A 22,864-nucleotide genomic window follows, 5' to 3' on the forward strand; every position below is an offset into this window, starting at 1 on the left:
TTACGCGCTCAACACTGCGCGGTCGAAGTAGAGCTGCGCGAGCGCGGTGAAGCGCACGCCGTTCACGCCCTTGCGCATCGCGATCAGCTGATCGTAGAAGAACGGGATGATGATCGGCGTTTCATCGAGCAGCAGAGTCTGGATCTGGCCGGAGATTTTTTTCTGCGATGCGAGGTCGACGGCCGCGACGAATTGCGCGACCAGTTGATCGTATTGCGGGTTCTTGAAGTGCGCGGCATTCCACGTGCCGCCGCTCGTGAGCGGCGCATTCAGGAACACGTTCGGCACGCCGCGATGACCGTAGTCGGTGATGCCGAGCGGCGAGTCGAGCCAGTCTGATTTGCCCGGCGTGCCAGCGCCGTAATACAGCGACTGGCTCTCCACCTTCAGATTGATGCGCACGCCGATCGCCTTCGCCGCGTTCTGCACCACGACCGCGAGGTCGGGAATCTCCATGTACTTTTCAGTGGTCAGCGTCACGTCGAAACCGTTGGGCACGCCCGCTTGCGCGAGCAGTTGCTTCGCTTTCGCTACGTCGATTTTGCGCTGCGCAACACCCGCATCGGACGACGGAAACACCGGCGCAAAGGGACTGTCGTTGCCGAGTTGCGCGCGGCGCTTGAAGAGGCCTCGCACCAGCACCTCGCGATCGATCGACAGCGCAAGCGCCTGACGCACGCGCTTGTCTTTGAAGAGCGGGTTGTCGTTGCGCATGTGAATCTGCCGATGCGCACTCGACTTTACTCCGATTGCCTTGTAGTCGGGATTGTTCAGAATGGCCGCACCGCCTTGCACGGTGAAGGTGCCCATCACGTCGGCCTGATGGCCTTGCAATGCGAGCAGTTGCGCCTGCTGGTCCGCATAAAAGGAGAACTGTACGCGTTGCGGTAACGCTTTCTCGCCCCAGTAGTCGGGGTTGCGCACGAACGATGCGCCGACCTTCGGCTGATACTTTTCGAACTTGAACGGACCGGTGCCGATGAAGCTCTTTTCATAGCCGCCCGCGTAGTTCGCGGGCAAGATCACGGCGTTGTAATTGTCCGAGGAAACGTAGTACGGGAAATTGCCGTTCGGTGCATCGAGGTGGAACGCGACGGTGTGCTCGTCGACCACCTTCGCGCCTCCCTTGGACAACACGCCCTTCAACACCGAGAGCGCCGCCGAGCCGGTCGCAGGATCGGCGAGACGGTCGAATGTCGCGACCACGTCTTTCGCTGTAAAGGGTTGGCCGTCGTGGAATTTGACGTTCTCGCGCAGCTTGAAGGTCCACACGTCGCCCTTGTCGTTCGGCTTCCAGGACAGCGCGAGGGCCGGCTTCAGCACGAGCTTTTCGCCGTCGTCGTCGATCAGGAATTCGCCAGTCTGATTCAGCAGCGCGAGACTCGCGGCATCGGTCACGGTCAAAGGGTCGACGGCGCCCGCAGGCGTCAGATGCGCGACTCGAATCGTCTGGTTCGATGCACCGCCCGCGCTTGCCTGACCTTGTGCGTGCGCTGCCGGAAGATTCAGCACGCCGCCGCCAACGAGCGACAAACCGATCACGCTCGCGTAGCGCAGCAGATCGCGGCGAGTGATACGGCCGGCGAGAAATTCGTCGATTGCGTGATTGCCGTACGCGTCGGCGGTGCTGCGGGCGAGGTCGAGAGCGGGGAATCGGTCAGCGGGAGTCTTCATCGATGGAATGTCCAGTCCGTTCGGTTGCCGGTTCTGAGAAGCCGCGCCGCATGCGCGACAGTCAGGCTGCGAGGCGGCACGATTGCGGCTATGCTTGCGGCGATACAAGGCGGCTTCAGTTTAAGCGATTGCTCGCGGAATGGAGCGCTTGCGGCGGTGTCGTGTTGGCGATCCGTGAATAAAAGGGCCGGTGTGTGTCGTCATCACAACGGTCGGCGCGGCATTGCTGTGGCACGTTCGGCACCTCTCGTGCGGCGCGCTTGCCGCTCGATGTAGACGCAATTACCGCGCCGCGATGGCTGGACGCTTCCAGCGATGAAACAGCACCGAGCCGATCCAGCACGCCATGAACGCCGCGACGATGCCGTAGCCGAGCAAGCCGAACTGCTCATTGGCGTTCGTCACCGCATCCCATATTCCTCCGTTCAGACCGAGCTTGTCGGACAGCAGTCCCAATGCCTCCACGCCGCCGATCACGATCGCGACGACCGCCGACACGAAGGTAATGCTCGCGTTGTAGTAGAGCTTGCGTTTGGGGTCGTCCATGGCCCAGCCGTATGCATGGACCATCAGCACGTTATCAGTCGAATCGACGAGCGTCATGCCTGCTGTGAAAAGCGCGGGAAACACCAGGATCGAATACAACGGCAAGCCCTTGCCGGCTTCGGACGCGGCAATTGCAAGCAAGCCGATCTCGGTTGCCGTGTCGAAGCCCAGCCCGAACAGCACGCCAACCGGGTACATATGCCAGCTTTTAGTCACGAGCCGGAACAGCGGCCGCAACGCGCGCGACAACAGACCTCCGGGACCGGCTGCGTGGTCAGTGTCCAACGCAGCAGCAGCCAGTTCGCCGTCACGTTGGACATGACGATAACGCCGCCACACGTCGCGCAGAATCACGAGGTTCACGGCCGCAAGCGTGAGCAGGAATGTTGCCGAAACAAGGGTACCGATGGTGCCGCCCACGGCCTTGAACGTCTCGAAGCGGCCGTGCAGCGAATGCGCGGTCCACGCGATGCCGAGCGTCGCGAGAATCACGATGCTCGAATGTCCGAGCGAGAACGACAGGCCCACGCCGAGCGGCCGCTTGCCGGTCTGCATCAGTTTGCGCGTGACGGCGTCGATAGCGGCAATGTGGTCGGCGTCGACTGCATGGCGCAGACCGAAACCGTACGCGAGCAGCGCCGTACCGAGCAGTAGCGGATAGTGGCGAAACGCAATCAGCGCCCATGCCCATGCGCCCAGGTTGGCCGCGATCAGAACCGCATACAGCGTGAGAAGGCGAGGGCGCAGCGAAGCAGTCGGCGTCATGAGTCGCGTGAAAGTGATTAGTGATCGTGCGGATGTTTGTGAATCGGATCGACCCAGTACACCGCTTCCGGTTGTTCGACGGCGTCGATATTCAGATTGACTACGACCGCTTCGTTGTCGCTGCGCACGAGCACGCATTCGAGCGGATCGTCGGTGCTCGCATTGATTTCCTGATGCGGCACATACGGCGGCACGAAGATGAAGTCGCCAGGTCCGGCTTCGGCGGTGAACTCCAGATGCTCACCCCAACGCATCCGCGCCTGGCCGCGCACCACGTAGATCACGCTTTCGAGCGCGCCGTGATGGTGAGCGCCGGTCTTCGCATTCGGATGGATCGTCACCGTGCCGGCCCAGATTTTCTGCGCGCCGACGCGTGCGGCATTGATCGCGGCCGCGCGATTCATGCCTGGCGTTTGCGCGGTGTTGGTGTCGAGTTGATCGCCCCGAATCACCTTGACGCCGTGCTCGCGCCAATCGACGGGTGCGCGCTCCTGCTTGTCGCGCTCGTCGTTGTAATGCGGATGTTCGTGATCCTGGCTCATCGCATGTCTCCTCGTGGCTTGCGTTTGACATTCGTCGTGGAAAGGGCCGCGGCGCCGTTCGGCATTTTTACACGTTAAAAAAACGCCCGTGGGGCGAGTGACCGCCCGCGTCTTCATGGACGAAAAAAAAGCCCGTCCATGAAGGACGGGCTTTGGCCGGTCAGCCCGAGTGGCCATGCTGCGGCACGCAGGCTTGGTTCATTAGCGCAAGCGCCTACTTGTGCTTCGCGTTGATCACGGCTTCGGCGACGTTGGTCGGGGTTTCAGCATAGTGCTTGAACTCCATCGTGTAGGTAGCGCGACCTTGCGTGGCCGAGCGCAGCGACGTGGAGTAGCCGAACATTTCCGCGAGCGGCACTTCGGCGCGCACCAGCTTGCCGCCGCCGCCCGCAATGTCTTCCATGCCTTGCACGAGGCCGCGGCGGCTGGACAGATCGCCCATCACGTTGCCCATGAAGTCTTCGGGCGTTTCCACCTCGACGGCCATCATCGGCTCGAGCAGCACGGGCTTCGCCTTGCGCATTGCTTCCTTGAACGCCATCGAGCCGGCCATGCGGAACGCGTTTTCGTTCGAGTCGACGTCGTGGTACGAACCGAAGGTCAGCGTCACTTTCACGTCGACCACCGGATAGCCCGCGAGCACGCCGGCCTTCAGCGTTTCCTGGATGCCCTTGTCCACCGCCGGAATGTATTCGCGCGGAATCACGCCGCCCTTGATCGCGTCGACGAATTCGTAGCCCTTGCCCTGCGGCGCCGGCTCGAGCGTCACCACCGCGTGGCCGTACTGACCGCGGCCACCCGATTGCTTGACGAACTTGCCCTCGACGTCCTCGACTTTGTTGCGCACCGTTTCGCGGTAGGCGACCTGCGGCTTGCCGACGGTCGCTTCAACGCCGAACTCGCGCTTCATACGATCGACGAGAATTTCGAGGTGCAGCTCACCCATGCCGGAAATAATCGTCTGGCCGGATTCTTCGTCTGTTTGCACGCGGAACGAAGGATCTTCCTGCGCAAGACGATTGAGCGCGACGCCCATCTTTTCCTGGTCGACCTTGGTCTTCGGCTCCACGGCCTGCGAGATCACGGGCTCAGGGAAGATCATCTTTTCGAGGATGATCACGTTGTTCGGATCGCACAGCGTGTCGCCGGTAGTCGCTTCCTTCAGGCCGACTGCCGCAGCGATGTCGCCCGCGTAGACCTCCTTGATTTCCTTGCGCTCGTTCGCATGCATCTGCAGGATCCGGCCGAGGCGCTCTTTCTTTTCCTTGATCGCGTTGTACACCGTGTCGCCCGAATTCACGACGCCCGAATACACGCGGAAGAAAATCAGCTGGCCGACGAACGGGTCGGTCATGATCTTGAAGGCGAGTGCCGAGAACGGATCGGTGTCGTTCGGATGGCGCTCGATTTCCTTGTCGTGTTCGTCGTGACCGGTAATCGCGGGCACGTCGACCGGCGACGGCAGATAGTCGATCACCGCGTCGAGCATTGCCTGCACGCCCTTGTTCTTGAACGCGCTGCCGCACAGCATCGGCACGATTTCGTTGGCGATGCAGCGCGCCCGAATGCCATGCTTGATTTCCTCTTCGGTCAGCGTTTCGCCGCCCAGGTACTTATCGAGCAGTTCTTCGTTCGCCTCGGCGGCGGCCTCGACCATCTTGTCGTGCCATTCCTTTGCGGTGTCAGCGAGCTCCGCCGGAATGTCGCGGTATTCGAACTTGATGCCCTGGTTCTCTTCGTCCCAGAAAATCGCCTTCATCTTGACGAGATCGACCACGCCCTGGAAGTGTTCTTCCGCGCCGATTGGAATCTGGATCGGCACCGCGACGCCCTTCAGCCGCTCGCCGATCTGCCGCTGTACGCGGAAAAAGTCTGCACCGACGCGGTCCATCTTGTTGACGAACGCGATGCGCGGCACCTTGTACTTGTTCGCCTGACGCCAGACGGTTTCAGATTGCGGCTGCACGCCGCCCACCGAGTCGTAGACCATGCAGGCGCCATCGAGCACGCGCATGGAGCGCTCGACTTCAATCGTGAAGTCGACGTGCCCCGGCGTGTCGATGATGTTGATCCGATGCTCGGGGTAGTTGCCGGCCATACCTTTCCAGAAGGCGGTGGTGGCTGCCGACGTAATCGTGATGCCGCGCTCCTGCTCCTGTTCCATCCAGTCCATCGTCGCCGCACCGTCGTGAACCTCACCGATCTTGTGGGTCACGCCGGTGTAGAACAGGATGCGTTCGGTGGTGGTGGTTTTGCCGGCATCGATGTGAGCGCTGATGCCGATATTCCGGTAGCGCTCGATGGGAGTCTTGCGGGGCACGTGAACCTCCTTGGAATAGCGCGCCTGAAACGGTTGGCGGGCGGCAGTCTGTGCCGCCCGGACCGCGGGATGCTGCATTGCTAAGAATACTAGGATAGCGCGTCGGCCCGTCTTTTGCAGGAATCTTGCCAGGCGAGGGCTGGCCGGGCGGGGCGGGGCGCGGCGGTGCCGTGACGCAAGAATGACAGGCAGCGCGCGGCAAGAATGACAAAAGCCGCCGCCTTTGGAAGGGCGACGGCTTTGCGGTGGTGGATCTGACGAAGCGGCTGGCTTTTCAGGCGCGCTGCCGCTGCGAAACGGGGCGGTGTTTGCGGCGGAGCACTGAGCGATGATCGACCCACGAACCGCCGCGCAAACTCTTGCGCCAGTTGCGCTAGTTACTGCGCAGCCGGCAGCCCCTGAATCTTCATTCCTGGCTTGATACCCTTCGACGTGAACCAGCCCTTGCTCATCTCGAGCGCGTAGGCGCCGTTATTTTTCGGGCAGTGGTTGTTGGTCGTCTCCGCCTGCATTTCGTCGATGTCAGTCACGGTCCCGTCGGCCCTGATGAATGCAATCGACAACGGGATCAGCGTGTTCTTCATCCAGAAGCAATGCACGGCATTCTCGTTGAAGACGAACAGCATGCCTTCGTTCGGCGCCAGGTTCGTGCGGTACATCAGGCCTTGCTCGCGATCCGCGTCGTTGGCGGCGACGGCCGCGTCGATCACGAACATGCCGGCGGTGAGCTTCGCGCGCGGAAATTCGCCAGGCTGTTTCGCCCCGGCCGGCATTTGCTGCGCATGAGCGGGGGCCGCATTGAGAGCGGCAAAAGACACCGCCGACACCGCCGCGAACGGCAGGATTGCGGCAACGGCGAAACGCGCCACCAACGAGCGCATGGAAAATCGCACGGCATGACTCCTTGCTGAGATTAACCGGGGAATGTTACGCGAGCGCGTCAAAAACAAAAAGGCAGATCGCCTTGCGGTGATCTGCCTTTCAACGCCGTAAGAACGGCAATGAAGCTAGTTCTTGACTGCGTCTTTACAACAAACTTACTCCGAAGCGCCCGAAGCTGCAGCAGCTGCTGCTGCCTTCTTGTGCGACTTCTTGTGAGCGTGCTTCGTGGTCTTCTTAGCCGACGAAGCAGCAGCTGCCGGAGCTGCCGAAGCTGCTGCCGGTGCCGAAGCTTGTGCGAATGCTGCCGTTGCGAAGAGGCCAGCGACCAGAGCGGCGATCAGTTTGTTCATTTTGCAAATCCTCAGCTTTAGTTAATTAACCAAATGACCCGGTTATGTTTGAGTCATGTCGGTAAACGTGCCATCCACCTTTCGGTTGACAGGTGCATCGAACAAATTTTCGACGCGCCCGCCTAGCGCTCAGACTGCCCGCACGGACCGCGCATGCGGCTTGTACAAAGGCTCTTAAGGCTGAATGCCGGACGGCTTAGAGCGGCATCTGCGTCGAATAACGCGTGAGCTTGCGCACCGGTTGACGTGAATTTTCCGGAAAGTTTCGATGTGGGACGTTGAGGTGAACCAGGCTTTCGACGAGTTGCGCGAATGCCGGTGTTTCACGGGTTTTCGTCCGCGAGTTTCACGCGCCGTTTTGCTCACGCAGACAATGACTTAGCGATTCAGGCGCAGCCTTCCCAAGGTGCTTTCAGCGGCAGATCGAGGCTTTCTCCTGGCTGCAGACCAAGCGAAAAAATATCGAGCGCGCCGATGCCGACGCGCACGAGACGCAGCGTCGGAAAGCCGACCGCGGCCGTCATGCGGCGCACCTGGCGATTCTTGCCTTCGGTGATCGACAACTCGATCCACGTGGTGGGAATCGAGGCGCGATAGCGGATCGGCGGCGTGCGGGTCCAAAGCGTATCGGTTGGCTCGACATAGTCGGCGCGGCAGGGCTGCGTCACGTAGTCGCCCAGATCGACGCCGCGCGCGAGCTTTTTCAACGCGATGGAATCGACGGCGCCTTCCACTTGCGCCCAATAGCGCTTGACAAGCTTATGACGCGGTTCGGCGATACGCGCTTGCAGCGCGCCGTCGTCGGTGAGAAGCAGAAGCCCCTCGCTGTCCGAGTCGAGACGCCCGGCTGGATAGACGCCGGGCACCTTTACCCAGTCGGCCAGCGAAGCACGCGTCTCGTGCGCGGAAAACTGGCAGATCGTGCCAAACGGCTTGTTCAGGGCGAGAAGGCGCATAAGAAATGATGGAGTCGTGCGACGCCCGTCGCGGCGTGAAGCGCCGATGCGCAAACAGAACGCGCCCGGGCCTGTGGTCGATGGCGCGATCATAAAGCATAGCGCGTGTCCGAAAGCGCTGAGTCCTATGTAAGACACGACGCTCGGCTGTGGCGGTCATGGGCGCTTCATGTTGGAAAACCCCGAGCCGCTCTCGCCTCGGTGCAGCGCCCGCGTGGGCTAGAATAACGGCCAGGCCGCTTGCGGGCGTCCGGCATTGCGCGTAGCGAGGAGCGCCCATTTTCGCAGTCTCCCATCAGCTTTCAGCACAGCCTTCACTGGAGTCCGATCATGCCGTATCAGCACATCAAGGTTCCGACCGGTGGTGACAAGATCACCGTCAATGCGGATTTCTCGCTCAACGTTTCCGACCAGCCGATCATTCCGTTTATCGAAGGCGACGGCACCGGTCTCGACATCACGCCGGTCATGATCAAGGTAGTGGACGCCGCAGTGGAAAAAGCCTACGCGGGCAAAAGGAAAATCCACTGGATGGAAATCTACGCGGGCGAGAAGTCGACCAAGGTCTACGGTCCGGACGTATGGCTGCCGGAAGAAACGCTTCAGGTGCTGAAGGAATATGTCGTGTCGATCAAGGGGCCGCTCACCACGCCCGTCGGCGGCGGCATCCGCTCGCTGAACGTCGCGCTGCGTCAGGAACTCGACCTGTATGTGTGCTTGCGTCCGGTTCAGTACTTCAAGGGCGTGCCTTCGCCCGTGCGCGAGCCGGAGAAAACCAACATGGTGATCTTCCGCGAGAACTCGGAAGACATCTACGCGGGTATCGAATGGCCGGCCGAATCTGAAGAGGCGAAAAAGGTCATCAAATTCCTGAGGGAAGAGATGGGCGTGAAGAAGATCCGCTTCCCCGACACATCGGGAATCGGTATCAAGCCGGTGTCGCGCGAGGGCACGGAGCGCCTCGTGCGCAAGGCGATTCAGTATGCAATCGACAACGATCGCCGCTCGGTCACGCTCGTGCACAAAGGCAACATCATGAAGTACACGGAAGGCGCATTCCGTGACTACGGCTATGCGCTCGCGCAGAAGGAGTTCAACGCCGAGCTGATCGACGGCGGTCCGTGGATGAAGGTCAAGAACCCGAAAACGGGCGGCGACATCGTCGTGAAGGACGTGATCGCCGACGCGTTCCTGCAGCAGATCCTGTTGCGTCCCGCCGAATACGACGTGATCGCGACGCTCAATCTGAACGGCGACTACGTGTCGGACGCGCTGGCCGCGCAGGTTGGCGGGATTGGCATCGCGCCGGGCGCGAACATGTCGGATTCGGTCGCGATGTTCGAGGCCACCCACGGCACGGCGCCCAAATACGCGGGCAAGGACTACGTGAATCCGGGCTCGGAGATTCTTTCCGCGGAAATGATGCTGCGCCACCTCGGCTGGCTGGAAGCGGCGGATCTGATCATCAAGTCGATGGAAACGTCCATTCTGCAAAAGCGGGTCACTTACGACTTCGCGCGTCTGATGGAAGGCGCGACGCAGGTCTCGTGCTCGGGTTTCGGCCAGGTGATGATCGAAAACATGTAAGCGGCGCGTGGCGTGCCGCCTGGCCGGCATTGCGAGGAAACCCGGTTGCGCTTCAGAGGCGGCCGGGTTTTTTTACGCGAGCTGGGCGGTATGAGGTCTCGTTACTGACGCGTACCGGCTGAAACCGGAGTGCGCGATGACGCGAGACGAGGCACAGTGGGGGCTTGCATGTCCCTTTGCCCGTTATTTGGGACGTCGATGTATTTGCAACGGACTTCGGATTAAACAGAACGAGGCCAAAAAGAAACCCGGCGCGAAGCCGGGTTTCAAAAGGACGGGTACCGAACAGGTGTCAGGCGGGTGCCTGGATGTTCGATGCCTGCTTGCCTTTCGGGCCTTGCACGACCTCGAAGGTCACTTTTTGGCCTTCCTTGAGGGTCTTGAACCCATTCATCTGGATGGCCGAGAAGTGTGCAAACAGATCCTCACCACCTTCGTCAGGCGTGATGAATCCGAAACCTTTTGCGTCATTGAACCATTTGACCGTACCAGTTGCCATTCCAACTTCCCCTGTAACTCATGTCACTACCACGAGCCCTCGAAAAGCTCGACGACCGCGCGATGCAGCCGCTCCCTCCTCACAAGCTCACCATCGGCATTTTTTCGAATTTGGCGCAGTGAAAAAAGTGCCAGCTTGATTGTTGAGGCTCTTTATTCGAGTGTCAAGAAAATTTTGAGACGGCGTTACACGCGTTGCCAACAGGCGGTTTCCAGGGTTTTTCCCTCTTTTGTTATGTGCGGTTGCGCAAGCGGGGCGTCTTGAAAAGTCGCATAATCGACTCACTTGCTGTTCTGCGGGCCGCTCGCCGCGAGATGGGCGAACGAGTGCCGGTCAGCTAGCTCCGGCAGGTTGTGCGATACTCGATCCGACTGCGGCGCAGCACGGCCGCGACGCATGATCTGGATAGGGGGCCGGCTCCGCAATCGGCTCGTCGAATGGCGCATGCAGGCGGTGAGTTTCCGCCGGCGGCGGCGTTCGGGTGAACCGGCCGGTTTGCCGGGTTTTGACAGGATTGCGGGCCTGTCCTAGATGTTTAGAATGGGTGTATGGCGATTATCCCGGACAAGCAGGACGGCACCGTACTGGAGCGGCAGGAGAAAAAGCTCAAGCCGCCATCCATGTACAAGGTGGTGCTGCTGAATGACGACTTCACGCCAATGGAATTTGTCGTGATGATCGTGCAGGAATATTTCAATAAAGATCGTGAAACCGCAACACAGGTCATGTTGAAGGTGCATCGCGAGGGCAGGGGAGTTTGTGGGGTCTATACGCGGGACATCGCGTCGACCAAAGTCGAGCAAGTCGTTACCCACGCACGGCAGGCCGGGCATCCGCTGCAGTGTGTGATGGAGGAAGCATGATTGCCCAGGAACTGGAAGTCAGCCTGCACATGGCGTTCATGGAAGCACGCCAGGCGCGGCACGAGTTCATAACGGTCGAACATCTTTTGCTGGCACTGTTGGACAATCCGACAGCGGCGGAAGTGTTGCGTGCATGCGCGGCCAATATCGAGGATCTGCGCCAGAACCTGCGCAACTTCATTCATGACAACACGCCTACCGTGCCCGGCACGGATGACGTCGACACGCAGCCCACGCTGGGTTTCCAGCGTGTGATTCAGCGCGCCATCATGCATGTTCAGTCCACCTCGAATGGCAAGAAGGAAGTGACCGGCGCGAACGTGCTGGTTGCGATCTTCGGCGAGAAGGACTCGCATGCGGTCTACTACCTGCAACAGCAGGGCGTGACGCGTCTGGACGTGGTCAATTTCATCTCGCACGGCATCGCCAAGACGAGCAGCACCGACGCCGCGAAAGCGAGCGACGCGAATGCCGAGTCTGACGAAGCCGCCGCGCAGAAAGAAACTCCGCTCGCCCAGTTCACGCAGAATCTGAACCAGATGGCGAAAGACGGCCGCATCGATCCGCTGATCGGGCGCGAGTCGGAAGTCGAGCGCGTGGTCCAGGTGCTGTGCCGCCGCCGCAAGAACAATCCGCTGCTGGTCGGCGAGGCGGGGGTCGGCAAGACGGCGATCGCCGAGGGTCTGGCGTGGCGAATCACGCGCGGCGAAGTGCCGGATATTCTGGCCGACGCTCAGGTGTATTCGCTCGACATGGGCGCGCTGCTGGCCGGTACCAAGTATCGCGGCGATTTCGAGCAACGCCTGAAGACGGTCCTCAAGGAATTGAAGGAACGCCCGCACGCGATTCTTTTCATTGACGAAATTCATACGCTGATCGGCGCTGGCGCCGCGTCGGGCGGCACGCTGGACGCGTCCAACCTGCTGAAGCCGGCGTTGTCGTCGGGTACGCTCAAGTGCATCGGCGCGACCACGTTCACCGAATACCGCGGCATCTTCGAAAAAGACGCGGCATTGTCGCGCCGTTTCCAGAAGGTCGACGTGACTGAACCGTCCGTCGAACAGACGGTGGCGATTCTGCGCGGCCTGAAGTCGCGTTTCGAAGAGCATCACGGCGTGAAGTATTCGTCGGGCGCGCTGTCGGCGGCAGCGGAGTTGTCGGCACGCTTCATCACGGATCGTCATTTACCGGACAAGGCGATCGACGTGATCGACGAAGCGGGTGCGGCGCAACGCATCCTGCCGAAGTCGAAGCAGAAGAAGACGATCGGCAAGAACGAGATCGAGGAAATCATCTCGAAGATCGCCCGCGTCCCGCCGCAAAGCGTGTCGCAAGACGATCGGAGCAAGCTGCAAACGCTGGATCGCGATCTGAAGAGCGTGGTGTTCGGGCAAGACCCGGCTATCGACGCGCTGTCGGCCGCAATCAAGATGGCGCGTGCGGGTCTCGGCAAGCTCGACAAGCCGATCGGCGCATTCCTGTTCTCCGGCCCCACGGGCGTCGGCAAGACAGAAGTGGCCAAGCAGCTGGCGTTCACGCTCGGTATCGAGTTGATCCGCTTTGACATGTCCGAGTACATGGAACGTCATGCGGTCAGCCGTTTGATCGGTGCGCCTCCGGGCTATGTCGGCTTCGACCAGGGCGGCTTGCTGACCGAGGCTGTCACCAAGAAGCCGCACTGTGTGCTGCTGCTCGACGAAATCGAGAAGGCGCATCCGGACATTTATAACGTGCTGCTGCAGGTCATGGACCACGGCACGCTGACGGACAACAACGGCCGCAAGGCGGATTTCCGTAATGTCATCATCATCATGACGACGAATGCGGGCGCCGAGGCAATGGGCAAGTCGGTGATCGGCTTCACGAATCGTCGGGAAACCGGCGACGAAATGGTCGACATCAAGCGCATGTTCACGCCTGAGTTCCGTAACCGTCTGGACGCGACAATCAGTTTCCGTGCGCTCGATGAAGAAATCATCATGCGCGTGGTCGACAAGTTCCTGATGCAACTGGAAGATCAGTTGCATGAGAAGAAGGTCGATGCGCTCTTCACCGACGCGTTGCGCAAGCACCTCGCGAAGCACGGTTTCGATCCGTTGATGGGCGCGCGGCCAATGCAGCGTCTGATTCAGGACACGATTCGCCGCGCGCTGGCCGACGAACTGCTGTTCGGCAAGCTGATGAGCGGCGGCCGTGTTTCGGTCGACGTCGATGCGGAAGACAAGGTCCAGTTGACCTTCGACGAGCATCCGGCACCGCGCAATCCGAACCCGGAAGCGATCGAAGTCGAGTAAGCGTCGAGCGTACTCGCCACAGAAAAAACGGCGTGGACCGCAAGGTCCACGCCGTTTTCATTTGCGTTGTTCAGTTCAGTGCTTGCCGGTGCTGCCGAAGCCGCCTGCGCCGCGCTCGCTTTGCTCGAACTCATCGACGATATTGAATTCGGCCTGCACGACCGGCACGATCACGAGTTGCGCGAGACGCTCCATCGGATTGAGTACGAATGTGGTCTCTCCGCGGTTCCATGTCGAGATCATCAGTTCGCCTTGATAATCGGAATCGATCAGGCCGACCAGATTGCCGAGCACGATTCCGTGCTTATGTCCCAGACCCGAGCGCGGCAGGATCAGCGCGGCATAGCCGGGGTCACCTACGTGTATCGCAAGCCCTGTCGGAACGAGTGCGGTTTCGCCGGGTTTGAGCGTCAACGGCTCTTTGAGACACGCGCGCAAATCGAGTCCCGCGCTACCGCTCGTCGCGTAGGCAGGAAGCTGGTCGCGCATGCGCGCATCGAGAATCTTCAGGTCGAGTTTCATGCAGGTTCGAAGGTTTAAGAAGTTGAAGCCGGGCGCCCTAGATCGAACGCTTCGGCAAGGAGTTCATAGGAACGCAAGCGCGCGCGATAGCTGCCTGCGACGGTGAGCACGATGAGCTCGTCAGCCTGGAATTGTTCCTGCAATGCATGGAGGCGCTCGGTCACGACTTCTGGCGTGCCGATGATACTGCGCGGCTTCTCGCGGTCTATCACCAGTCTTTCGCGCTCGCCATACTCCTGCGCGACGCCCTGTTCGATAGTCGGAATCGGTTCGTTCAAACCATAAGCCATTTGCACGCGACGCAGATCGACGGCTTTCGCCAGATCAGCGGCTTCCTGTTCGGTGTCCGCGCAAATCACGAACACGGCGGCGGCCAGATACGATTGCTGCGTTTCCTCGCTTGGCTTGAAACGCTCGCGATACGCATGCGCGACCTGATGCCCGAAATGGGCGTTGATGAAATGCGCGAATGCGAAGCGGATTCCGAGCTGCGCTGCGAGCAACCCGCCGAATTCGCTTGAACCGAGCATCCACAGCTGCGGACGCGTGGCAACTTGCGGTTGCAGCAGTACGCCTCGCGCGACGTGATCGGCTGGCAGCGTGCCGTGCATCAGGCCGAGCAGATCGGCCACCTGTTGCGGGAAGATTTCGCCGCGGTTGTAGTCGCCCGCGGCAACCGCCTGGGCGGTGCGCATGTCGCCGCCGGGCGCGCGTCCCACGCCGAGATCGATGCGGTTAGGGAACAGCGCCTCCAGCATCATGAATTGCTCGGCGACTTTGAACGGGCTGTAGTACGGCAGCATGATGCCGCCGGAGCCCAGCCGGATGCGCCGCGTGACGCTGCCGAGGCGCGCGAGCATCACTTCGGGACACGGGTTCGACACGCCACGCAAGCCGTGATGCTCAGCGCACCAGTAGCGCGTGTAGCCGAGATCGTCGGCGAGTTGCGCCAGTTCTACCGTGGCGGCAATCGCGTCCGCCACCGAGTGCCCTGAAATGACGGGCGTTTGATCGAGCACGGAAAGTAGCGTCATGTCAGTGTGCTCCAGATGGGTCATTCGCTTCGCCGCGTTGCTTCCGGCGACTGCATGCCAGGGCCGGATCGCCGGCTCAGCGAATCAAATTTGTGTCGGGCAGACGCTTCGCGATCTCCGCGATCAGCGCGCGCGCGAGCGTCTGCTTGTCGGCGCGGGGCAGCCTGGTAGCGCCGCCTGCTTCGAACAGGATGACCTCGTTATCGTCCATGCCGAATGTGAGCGGCCCGAGATTACCGATTAAAAGCGGCACGTTTTTGCGCACGCGTTTTTCCTCGCCATGCACTTCGAGATCGCCGCTTTCGGCGGCGAAGCCGACGGTGAACGGCGGATGCGGCAACTTCGCGACCGAGGCCAGAATGTCCGGATTCTCGACGAACGAAAAAGTGGGCAGCGCGCGATCCGCGCTTTTCTTGATCTTGTGGTCGCTCGGGTGATCGACACGCCAGTCAGCGACCGCGGCTACGCCGATGAAAATGTCCGCATCTGCCACCGCGCGCATCACGGCATCGTGCATTTGCTGGGCGGTTTCCACGTCTTCTCGGAACACGCCCCACGGTGTTTCGAGCGCGACAGGACCGGCCACGAGGTGCACGTCGGCGCCCGCCTGTTGCGCGGCGCGGGCCAGCGCGAACCCCATCTTGCCACTCGACCGGTTGGTAATGCCGCGCACCGGATCCAGCGGTTCGAACGTCGGCCCGGCTGTCAGCAACACGCGCCGGCCGGAAAGAATTTTGGGCGCGAAGAACGATGCGATCGCCTCATAGGTTGCCGCGGCTTCGAGCATGCGGCCGTCGCCGATTTCGCCGCAAGCCTGCGGACCGGAGTCCGGCCCCAGCACTTCGATCCCGTCCGCGCGCAGCTGTGCGACGTTGCGTTGCGTGGCCGGGTTTTGCCACATCTGCCGGTTCATCGCGGGCACGACGAGCAGCGGACAATCACGCGCGACGCATAGCGTAGCGAGCAGATCATCGGCCATGCCGTGTACGAGTTTGGCGAGGAAGTCGGTGGAGGCGGGCGCGATCACGATCGCGTCGGCTTCGCGCGACAGATCGATATGCGCCATGTTGTTCGCAATACGCGCGTCCCACTGGCTCGTGTAGACGGGCCGGCCCGACAGCGCCTGCATGGTCACCGGGGTGATGAACTGCGTGGCCGCTTCGGTCATGACGACCTGCACGGTTGCGCCGGCCTTGGTCAGCAGGCGCGTGAGTTCGGCGATCTTGTAGCAGGCAATGCCGCCCGTCATGCCGAGGACGAGGTGTTTCCCTGCGAGTTCTGCGGTTGCCAACGAAAGCCTCCGACAAAGCGTGGTGGCCGAGCGCGGCGCGCTTGCACCGTTGCCGGCCGTCAAAGCGGACTTCTGGCGCGAGGCGAGCGGTCGAAAGCCGACCACGGCCTCGCGCTGTGAGGCGACCGCGGGTGAGGCGACGCGCGACCTTGACGCGACGTTATCGCGACCTTAACGCGAGCCGCGTACGCGCCGCAACTCGTCGATTACGAGCAGAATCGCGCCGACCGTAATCGCGCTGTCCGCCAGGTTGAACGCCGGCCAGTGCCACGCGCGCACGTGGAAATCCAGAAAGTCGATCACGTGGCCGTACGCGAGCCGGTCGATCACGTTGCCGAGCGCGCCGCCGAGTATCAGCGCAAGCGCGGTGCAGAACATTTTTTGCCCGCCGTGGCGCTTGAGCAGATAGCAGATCACCAGCGCGGCGACCACGCCGAGCGCGGTGAACGCCCAGCGTTGCCAGCCGCCAGCCATTGCGAGGAAGCTGAATGCCGCGCCGCGGTTGTACACGAGAATCAGGTTGAAGAACGACGTGACCTCATGCGCGACGCCGTAGGCAAACACCTTTTGCACCGCGATTTTCGTCAACTGATCGAACAGGATCACGATCAGCGCGACGCCCAGCCAGGGCGCCAGCGAACTGTTTCCGGCGGAAGCTTTCGATGTGGTTTTCGCCATGGTTCTCGCCATTATGCCGCGCTCCTCGCTTCACCGTTGCCGAACAGATTGCTGACACAGCGGCCGCACAGCGTGGGGTGTTCCGCGTCTGCGCCCACGTCCGCGCGATAGTGCCAGCAGCGCTCGCATTTCAGATACTTCGACGTGATGACTTCGACGCCTTCTTCCGCTTCGCTCTCGACCTTGACGACGCTCGCAGCCGACGTGATCAGCACGAACTTCAGGTCGTCGCCGAGGCTTGTGAGCGCGTCGTAACGTGCGCCGCTCGCCCGGATTTCCACTTCCGCCTGCAGCGACGAGCCGATCAGGTTCGCAACGCGCGCTTCTTCCAGCGCTTTCGTTACGTCGCCGCGGGCAGCGCGCAACAGCGTCCATTTGTCGAGCAGCGCGCCGGCGTCCGGCACCGCCGGGAATGCGTGGTACGTCTCGGTGAAAATGGTCTCGCTGTTCGGCTGGAACACCTTCCAGGCTTCTTCGGCTGTGAACGACAGGAACGGCGCCATCAGACGCAGCAGGCCTTGCGCGATGTGATACAGCGCGGTTTGAGCCGAGCGGCGGGCGACGGAATCTGCAGCCGTGGTGTACAGGCGGTCCTTCAGCACGTCCAGATAGAAGCCGCCGAGGTCTTCGGAGCAGAACGTTTGCAGCTTGGCGACGACCGGGTGGAACTCGTACTTGTCGTAATGCGAGAGGATGTCGTTTTGCAGATTCGCCGACAGCGCCACCGCGTAGCGGTCGATCTCGAGCCAGTCTTCGACCGGGCGCGCGTTCTTCTCGAAGTCGAAGTCCGACAGATTCGCGAGCAGGAAGCGCAGCGTGTTGCGAATGCGGCGATAGCCTTCGGTCACACGCTTCAGGATTTCTTCGGAGATGGCGAGCTCGCCCGAGTAATCGGTCGACGCGATCCACAAACGGATGATTTCTGCGCCGAGCCGGTTCGCCACTTCGTGCGGATCGATACCGTTGCCGAGCGACTTGCTCATCTTGCGGCCTTCGCCGTCGACGGTGAAGCCGTGCGTGAGCAGCGCGTTGTACGGCGGACGGCCGTCCAGCATCGACGCGGTCAAAAGCGACGAATGGAACCAGCCGCGATGCTGGTCCGAGCCTTCCAGATACAGGTCGGCCGGGAATTGCAGCTCGTCTTTATGCGAGCCGCGCAGCACGTGCCAATGCGTGGTGCCGGAATCGAACCACACGTCGAGCGTGTCGCGGTTCTTTTCGTACATGTTGGCGTCGTCGCCGATCAATTCGCGCGGGTCGAGCGTTTGCCAGGCTTCGATACCGGCCTCTTCGACGCGCTTCGCGACTTCCTCGAGCAACTCCAGCGTGCGAGGATGCAACTCGCCGGTTTCCTTGTGCACGAAGAAGGCCATCGGCACGCCCCATTGGCGCTGGCGCGACAGTGTCCAGTCGGGGCGGTTCGCGATCATGCTGAAGAGGCGCTGCTTGCCCCACGACGGATAAAACGCCGTGTTTTCGATGCCTTCGAGTGCGGTTTCGCGCAGAGTCTTGTCGGTATCGTTCGGCTTCACGTCCATGCCGGCGAACCATTGCGATGTGGCGCGGTAGATGATCGGCGTCTTGTGGCGCCAGCAGTGCATGTAGCTGTGCGTGTACTTCTCGGTGCGCAACAGCGATCCGGCGCCTTGCAGCGCTTCGACGATCTGCGGATTGGCCGCCCAGATCGACAGGCCGCCGAACAGCGCGAGCGATTCGATGTAACGGCCGTCGCCCATCACCGGATTGATGATGTCCGAATCGGCCATGCCGTGTGCCTTGCAGGACACGAAGTCTTCCACGCCATACGCCGGCGACGAGTGCACGACGCCCGTGCCGGTTTCGGTCGTGACGTAGTCGCCCAGGTACACCGGTGACGTCCGCTTGTAGCCGGGATGAGCGGACGCGAGCGGATGGTTGAAGCGCAGATTGACGAGCTTCGCGCCGGGCGTGGTCGCGACGACCGAGCCTTCCAGACCGTATGCGTTCAGACATGCTTCGACGCGTTCTTCGGCGAGGATCAGCAGGCCGCGCGGCGTGTCGACGAGCGCGTAGACGATTTCCGGATGCAGGTTCAGCGCCTGGTTCGCCGGGATCGTCCACGGCGTGGTGGTCCAGATCACGATGCCGCCTTCGTTGCGCGGCAGCGCGGCGAGACCGAACGCCTGTGCGGTCTTTTCCGGCTCGGCAAAGCTGAACAGCACGTCGATGGTCGGATCTGTCTTGTCCTTGTACTCGACTTCTGCCTCAGCGAGCGCCGAGCCGCAGTCGAAACACCAGTTGACCGGCTTCAGGCCGCGGAACACGTAGCCCTTTTCCATGATCTTCGCGAGTGCGCGGATTTCTCCCGCTTCATTTGCGAAGTTCATCGTCTTGTACGGGTTGTCCCACTCACCGAGCACGCCCAGACGACGGAAGCCGACCTTCTGCTTTTCGATCTGCTCGGTCGCGTAGGCACGCGCCTTCTGCATCACTTCGGCGGCGGGCAGCGACTTGCCGAACTGCTTTTCGATCTGGATTTCGATCGGCATGCCGTGGCAGTCCCAGCCAGGCACGTACACCGCGTCGAAGCCCGCCATGTTGCGTGCCTTGACGATCATGTCCTTCAGAATCTTGTTCACCGCGTGCCCGAGGTGAATGTCGCCGTTCGCGTACGGAGGGCCATCGTGCAAGATGAATTTCTTGCGGCCCTTGCTGGCGGCGCGGATCTTCTCGTAGATCTTGCGTTCCTGCCATTCCTTGACCCATTGCGGCTCGCGCTTGGGCAGATCGCCGCGCATCGGGAACGGCGTGTCGAGCAGGTTCACGGGATAACGTGACGGCGGTTTCGAATCGGCTTTCTTGTTGCTCATGATTTGGTCGCGGTGAATTCTTTATAAGCGCAGCGGGGCGCGGGTTGCGCACGATGCGCGAGAGCGTGGGGCGCGCCCGGCAGGCATGTCGCGCGATGCACGGACGCCTTTCGATGCGCGAGAGCGGCGGTCCTTGCGACAATCAGCGCGCGCGGACCGCGGCGGCTATCTAATTCGGTCGGTGGCCGACGTGGCGAAACCGGTGGAACGGCTGCCTGGCGAGCCCGCGCCGACGGCCGCGAACCATGCGCGCGCGTTGGCGACGTCGCGCGCAATGGCGGCCGTGAGCGTTTCGAGGTCGACGTACTTTTCCTCGTCACGCAGCTTCTTCAGGAATTCGACGCGCACGAGCTTGCCGTATGCGTCGCCGTGCCAGTCGAGCAGATGCACTTCGAGCAGCACGCGGCCGGAATCGTCGACGGTTGGACGCAGGCCGAGGCTCGCGACGCCCGGCAGCGGTTCGTCCGCCACGCCATGCACGCGCACGACGAAAATGCCCGCGAGCGCCGGACGCTTGTGCGCGATCGGCAGGTTTAGCGTGGGAAAGCCGAGATCGCGGCCGAGCTTCATGCCGTGCACGACGTGACCGCTGATCAGATAATCGCGGCCCAGCGCGGCGCGCGCCGCGTCGAGATCGCCGGCCACCAGCGCGGCGCGTACCCCTGAACTGGATATACGCGCGCCGGACGGATCGGCGACCGTTGCCATTTGTTCGACTTCGAAACCGTAGTGCTGCCCTGCGGCTTTCAGCGACGCGAAGTCGCCCGCGCGCTTTGCGCCGTAGCGGAAGTCGTCGCCGATCATCACCCAGCGCGCGTGCAGCCCGTTGACGATGATCCGTTCGACGAACGCATCCGGCGACTGGCTCGCGAATGTGTGATTGAAGTGCTCTACGACGACGCGGTCCACACCGTTGGTGCGCAGCGCCTCCAGCTTGTCGCGCAGCATCGCGATGCGCGGCGGTGCGCTGGCGGGATTGAAGAACTCGCGCGGGTGCGGCTCGAAGGTCATCACGCAGACGGGCAGGCCGCGCGCGTCGGCCGCCGCGCGCACGTGCGCGAGCAAAGCCTGATGGCCGCGGTGGACACCGTCGAAGTTGCCGATGGTCAGTGCGCAGGGCGCACGGCTTTCAGCATTGGGAAGACCGCGGAAGACTCTCACGATAGCGCGTCGGGATAGAGCGGGCGAGGTGCCGCAAAACAAACGATTATAAACGCTCGGCGCATGGGACGGCGGCGCGTCGCGGTTTGGGTGCCCTCGAATGATAAAATCCGCGCATGAAAAAACTCGTCATCCTGATTTCAGGGCGGGGAAGCAACATGGAAGCTATCGTTCGAGCCTGCTCGGACGAACGCTGGCCGGCGCAGGTCGCTGCCGTGATTGCCAACCGTCCGGATGCCGCGGGCCTTGCGTTCGCGGCGTCGCACGGCATTGCCACGGCGGTGGTCGATCACCGCCAGTTTCCCGATCGCGACAGCTTCGACTCCGCGCTCGCCGAACAAATCGATCGTTTCTCGCCCGATCTGGTAGCGCTCGCAGGCTTTATGCGCGTGCTGACAGACGGTTTCGTCGACCGTTATGTGGGGCGCATGTTGAACGTGCACCCGTCGCTGCTGCCGAGCTTTCCGGGACTGAAAACGCATCAGCAGGCGCTCGACGCCGGCGTGCGCCTGCACGGCGCGTCGGTGCATTTCGTTACTTCGCAGCTCGATCACGGGCCCATCGTCGCGCAGTCGGCGGTGCCCGTCGAGGCCGGCGATACGCCCGCCACGCTCGCCGAGCGCGTGCTTGCGACTGAACACATTATTTATCCACGCGCGGTGCGCTGGTTCGTCGAAGGGCGTCTCGCTCTGGACGGCCTGCGCGTCACGCTTACGCCGCCGGAGCCGCAATGGCTCTTTGCCGGTCACACCGCCGGAGAGGGCGCATGAGATTACATGGTTTTCTGATTGGACAAACTGAGACTTTGCTGGCCGAAGTCCTTCGACTGAACGGTCCTGCCGACGCTACCACGAGCCGTTTCTTTCGGGCGCATCCGAAGCTCGGGCACGGCGAGCGCGGCGTAATTGCCGAGGCGGTTTTCGCGGTGCTGCGTCGCCGGATGGAGTTTGCGCACCTTGCCGAAAGCGGCGCGGGCAGCCCGGCCCGCCGCATGGCCTTGCTCGGCCTGATGCAGACGGCCGGCCGCACGGCGCTCAAGCCGTTCGTGTCCGACTCGGAGTCGAAATGGCTCGAACACGTCGCGATGATCGATCCGGAAAGCTTGCCGCTGCGGATTCGCCTGAACCTGCCCGACTGGATCTATCAGGCGCTCGCGAAGCGTTTTGAAGCAGCCGAACTGGCTCAACTGGCCGCCGCGTTGAACTACCCAGCGCCGTTGGATCTGCGCGCGAACCCGATCAAGGCGAGCCGCGACGACGTACTGAACGCGCTGTCGAAAGCCGGTATCGAAGCCGGCGCAACGCCGTTCGCGCCGTTCGGCGTGCGGGTGGTGGGCAAGCCGCCGCTCACCAAGCTCGACGCGTTCCAGCAGGGTTGGGTCGAGGTGCAGGACGAAGGCAGCCAGTTGCTGTGCTCGCTGGTTGCGCCCAAGCGCGGCGAGATGATCGTCGACTTCTGCGCAGGCGCGGGCGGCAAGACTCTGGCGCTGGGCGCGGCGATGCGCTCGACCGGGCGTCTGTATGCGTTCGACATCTCCGAGCGGCGTCTCGCCAGGCTCAAGCCGCGACTTGCGCGCAGCGGTTTGTCGAACGTGAATCCGGTACTGATCGACAGTGAACACGACGCCAAGATCAAGCGGCTCGCCGGTAAGATCGACCGGGTGCTGGTCGACGCGCCCTGCAGCGGTTTGGGTACGCTGCGCCGCAACCCGGACCTGAAATGGCGCCAGTCGCCGGAGTCGGTCGCCGAACTCGCGCCCAAGCAGGCGTCGATTCTGGCGAGCGCGGCGCGTCTGGTGAAGAAGGGCGGTCGCCTCGTGTATGCGACCTGCTCGATCCTGGAAGCGGAAAACGAAGCGGTCGTGCAGCAGTTCCTTGCAGATCATCCGGACTTTGCGCTCGTCCCCGCGCGCGAGGTGCTGGCGGAGCAGCGCATCGATCTCGAAATGGGCGATTATCTGTCGCTCTGGCCGCACCGCCACGCGACCGACGGCTTTTTCGCCGCCGTTCTCGAACGCCAGAGCTGAGCCCGCAATAGGCCAGCCGGCTCGC

19 protein-coding genes are annotated in these 22,864 nt (G+C 62.0%); 5 read left to right on the top strand and 14 right to left on the bottom strand.

Annotated features, from left to right (window positions below; translation table 11 throughout):
* The 7 genes from BCA01S_RS23140 to BCA01S_RS23170 form a co-directional block, all read right to left on the bottom strand.
* Complete coding sequence (locus BCA01S_RS23140; protein ID WP_027778964.1) at positions 1 to 1,674, bottom strand: ABC transporter substrate-binding protein; 1,674 nt, start codon at positions 1,672 to 1,674, stop codon at positions 1 to 3.
* A 282-nt stretch (positions 1,675 to 1,956) separates the two neighbouring features.
* The gene (locus tag BCA01S_RS23145; protein WP_027778965.1) at positions 1,957 to 2,985 is read right to left on the bottom strand and encodes a HoxN/HupN/NixA family nickel/cobalt transporter; all 1,029 of its coding nucleotides are present in this window, start codon (positions 2,983 to 2,985) and stop codon (positions 1,957 to 1,959) included.
* 17 nt (positions 2,986 to 3,002) lie between these two features.
* Positions 3,003 to 3,527, bottom strand: coding sequence for a cupin domain-containing protein (locus BCA01S_RS23150; RefSeq protein ID WP_027778966.1), 525 nt, complete (start codon positions 3,525 to 3,527; stop codon positions 3,003 to 3,005).
* A gap of 214 nt (positions 3,528 to 3,741) precedes the next feature.
* Positions 3,742 to 5,847 (bottom strand): elongation factor G, encoded by a 2,106-nt coding sequence (fusA, locus tag BCA01S_RS23155; RefSeq protein WP_027778967.1) that lies wholly within the window; start codon positions 5,845 to 5,847, stop codon positions 3,742 to 3,744.
* Between the two features lie 377 nt (positions 5,848 to 6,224).
* Positions 6,225 to 6,740, bottom strand: coding sequence for a DUF192 domain-containing protein (locus BCA01S_RS23160; protein WP_027778968.1), 516 nt, complete (start codon positions 6,738 to 6,740; stop codon positions 6,225 to 6,227).
* Between the two features lie 144 nt (positions 6,741 to 6,884).
* Complete coding sequence (locus tag BCA01S_RS23165) at positions 6,885 to 7,079, bottom strand: hypothetical protein (RefSeq protein ID WP_011489640.1); 195 nt, start codon at positions 7,077 to 7,079, stop codon at positions 6,885 to 6,887.
* Between the two features lie 386 nt (positions 7,080 to 7,465).
* Positions 7,466 to 8,035 (bottom strand): pseudouridine synthase, encoded by a 570-nt coding sequence (locus BCA01S_RS23170; RefSeq protein WP_027778969.1) that lies wholly within the window; start codon positions 8,033 to 8,035, stop codon positions 7,466 to 7,468.
* 330 nt (positions 8,036 to 8,365) lie between these two features.
* On the opposite strand from BCA01S_RS23170, the gene icd reads away from it, so the two are divergent.
* Positions 8,366 to 9,622: an NADP-dependent isocitrate dehydrogenase gene (icd, locus tag BCA01S_RS23175; protein ID WP_027778970.1), complete on the top strand. Its 1,257-nt coding sequence runs from the start codon at positions 8,366 to 8,368 to the stop codon at positions 9,620 to 9,622.
* Between the two features lie 292 nt (positions 9,623 to 9,914).
* On the opposite strand, the gene BCA01S_RS23180 is transcribed toward icd, so the two are convergent.
* A complete protein-coding gene (locus BCA01S_RS23180; protein ID WP_007180614.1) occupies positions 9,915 to 10,121 on the bottom strand; it encodes a cold-shock protein in 207 nt (68 codons plus the stop codon).
* Positions 10,122 to 10,669: 548 nt separating this feature from the next.
* Between BCA01S_RS23180 and clpS the strand changes: the two genes are divergently transcribed.
* The gene (gene clpS / locus BCA01S_RS23185) at positions 10,670 to 10,984 is read left to right on the top strand and encodes an ATP-dependent Clp protease adapter ClpS (RefSeq protein WP_006050100.1); all 315 of its coding nucleotides are present in this window, start codon (positions 10,670 to 10,672) and stop codon (positions 10,982 to 10,984) included.
* A complete protein-coding gene (clpA, locus tag BCA01S_RS23190) occupies positions 10,981 to 13,278 on the top strand; it encodes an ATP-dependent Clp protease ATP-binding subunit ClpA (protein ID WP_027778971.1) in 2,298 nt (765 codons plus the stop codon). The genes clpS and clpA overlap by 4 nt, the downstream gene beginning before the upstream one ends.
* Positions 13,279 to 13,353: 75 nt before the next feature.
* On the opposite strand, the gene dut is transcribed toward clpA, so the two are convergent.
* From dut to BCA01S_RS23225, 6 genes are all read right to left on the bottom strand, one after another.
* Positions 13,354 to 13,800 (bottom strand): dUTP diphosphatase, encoded by a 447-nt coding sequence (gene dut, locus BCA01S_RS23195; protein ID WP_020069122.1) that lies wholly within the window; start codon positions 13,798 to 13,800, stop codon positions 13,354 to 13,356.
* A gap of 14 nt (positions 13,801 to 13,814) precedes the next feature.
* A complete protein-coding gene (locus BCA01S_RS23200) occupies positions 13,815 to 14,834 on the bottom strand; it encodes an LLM class flavin-dependent oxidoreductase (RefSeq protein WP_027778972.1) in 1,020 nt (339 codons plus the stop codon).
* A 76-nt stretch (positions 14,835 to 14,910) separates the two neighbouring features.
* A complete protein-coding gene (gene coaBC, locus BCA01S_RS23205) occupies positions 14,911 to 16,125 on the bottom strand; it encodes a bifunctional phosphopantothenoylcysteine decarboxylase/phosphopantothenate--cysteine ligase CoaBC (RefSeq protein WP_027778973.1) in 1,215 nt (404 codons plus the stop codon).
* A gap of 171 nt (positions 16,126 to 16,296) precedes the next feature.
* On the bottom strand, positions 16,297 to 16,803 hold the full coding sequence (gene lspA / locus BCA01S_RS23215; protein ID WP_020069119.1) for a signal peptidase II: 507 nt from the start codon (positions 16,801 to 16,803) through the stop codon (positions 16,297 to 16,299).
* A gap of 11 nt (positions 16,804 to 16,814) precedes the next feature.
* Positions 16,815 to 19,652: an isoleucine--tRNA ligase gene (gene ileS, locus BCA01S_RS23220; RefSeq protein ID WP_027778975.1), complete on the bottom strand. Its 2,838-nt coding sequence runs from the start codon at positions 19,650 to 19,652 to the stop codon at positions 16,815 to 16,817.
* 165 nt (positions 19,653 to 19,817) lie between these two features.
* Entirely contained in the window at positions 19,818 to 20,813 is a 996-nt protein-coding gene (locus BCA01S_RS23225) for a bifunctional riboflavin kinase/FAD synthetase (protein ID WP_027778976.1), read from the bottom strand.
* 116 nt (positions 20,814 to 20,929) lie between these two features.
* On the opposite strand from BCA01S_RS23225, the gene purN reads away from it, so the two are divergent.
* Positions 20,930 to 21,583: a phosphoribosylglycinamide formyltransferase gene (purN, locus tag BCA01S_RS23230; RefSeq protein ID WP_027778977.1), complete on the top strand. Its 654-nt coding sequence runs from the start codon at positions 20,930 to 20,932 to the stop codon at positions 21,581 to 21,583.
* Positions 21,580 to 22,839 (top strand): RsmB/NOP family class I SAM-dependent RNA methyltransferase, encoded by a 1,260-nt coding sequence (locus BCA01S_RS23235; protein WP_027778978.1) that lies wholly within the window; start codon positions 21,580 to 21,582, stop codon positions 22,837 to 22,839. Before purN ends, BCA01S_RS23235 begins: the two co-directional genes overlap by 4 nt.
* Positions 22,840 to 22,864: the final 25 nt, after the last annotated feature.

The organism is Paraburkholderia caledonica NBRC 102488 (assembly GCF_000685095.1).
Lineage (GTDB): Bacteria > Pseudomonadota > Gammaproteobacteria > Burkholderiales > Burkholderiaceae > Paraburkholderia > Paraburkholderia caledonica.

Coding starts and splice junctions, on each gene's coding strand:
- BCA01S_RS23140 (WP_027778964.1), bottom strand. CDS start 1,674: ATGAAGACTCCCGCTGACCGATTCCCCGCTCTCGACCTCGCCCGCAGC.
- BCA01S_RS23145 (WP_027778965.1), bottom strand. CDS start 2,985: ATGACGCCGACTGCTTCGCTGCGCCCTCGCCTTCTCACGCTGTATGCG.
- BCA01S_RS23150 (WP_027778966.1), bottom strand. CDS start 3,527: ATGAGCCAGGATCACGAACATCCGCATTACAACGACGAGCGCGACAAG.
- BCA01S_RS23165 (WP_011489640.1), bottom strand. CDS start 7,079: ATGAACAAACTGATCGCCGCTCTGGTCGCTGGCCTCTTCGCAACGGCA.
- BCA01S_RS23170 (WP_027778969.1), bottom strand. CDS start 8,035: ATGCGCCTTCTCGCCCTGAACAAGCCGTTTGGCACGATCTGCCAGTTT.
- icd (WP_027778970.1), top strand. CDS start 8,366: ATGCCGTATCAGCACATCAAGGTTCCGACCGGTGGTGACAAGATCACC.
- BCA01S_RS23180 (WP_007180614.1), bottom strand. CDS start 10,121: ATGGCAACTGGTACGGTCAAATGGTTCAATGACGCAAAAGGTTTCGGA.
- clpS (WP_006050100.1), top strand. CDS start 10,670: ATGGCGATTATCCCGGACAAGCAGGACGGCACCGTACTGGAGCGGCAG.
- clpA (WP_027778971.1), top strand. CDS start 10,981: ATGATTGCCCAGGAACTGGAAGTCAGCCTGCACATGGCGTTCATGGAA.
- dut (WP_020069122.1), bottom strand. CDS start 13,800: ATGAAACTCGACCTGAAGATTCTCGATGCGCGCATGCGCGACCAGCTT.
- BCA01S_RS23200 (WP_027778972.1), bottom strand. CDS start 14,834: ATGACGCTACTTTCCGTGCTCGATCAAACGCCCGTCATTTCAGGGCAC.
- lspA (WP_020069119.1), bottom strand. CDS start 16,803: ATGGCGAAAACCACATCGAAAGCTTCCGCCGGAAACAGTTCGCTGGCG.
- ileS (WP_027778975.1), bottom strand. CDS start 19,652: ATGAGCAACAAGAAAGCCGATTCGAAACCGCCGTCACGTTATCCCGTG.
- purN (WP_027778977.1), top strand. CDS start 20,930: ATGAAAAAACTCGTCATCCTGATTTCAGGGCGGGGAAGCAACATGGAA.
- BCA01S_RS23235 (WP_027778978.1), top strand. CDS start 21,580: ATGAGATTACATGGTTTTCTGATTGGACAAACTGAGACTTTGCTGGCC.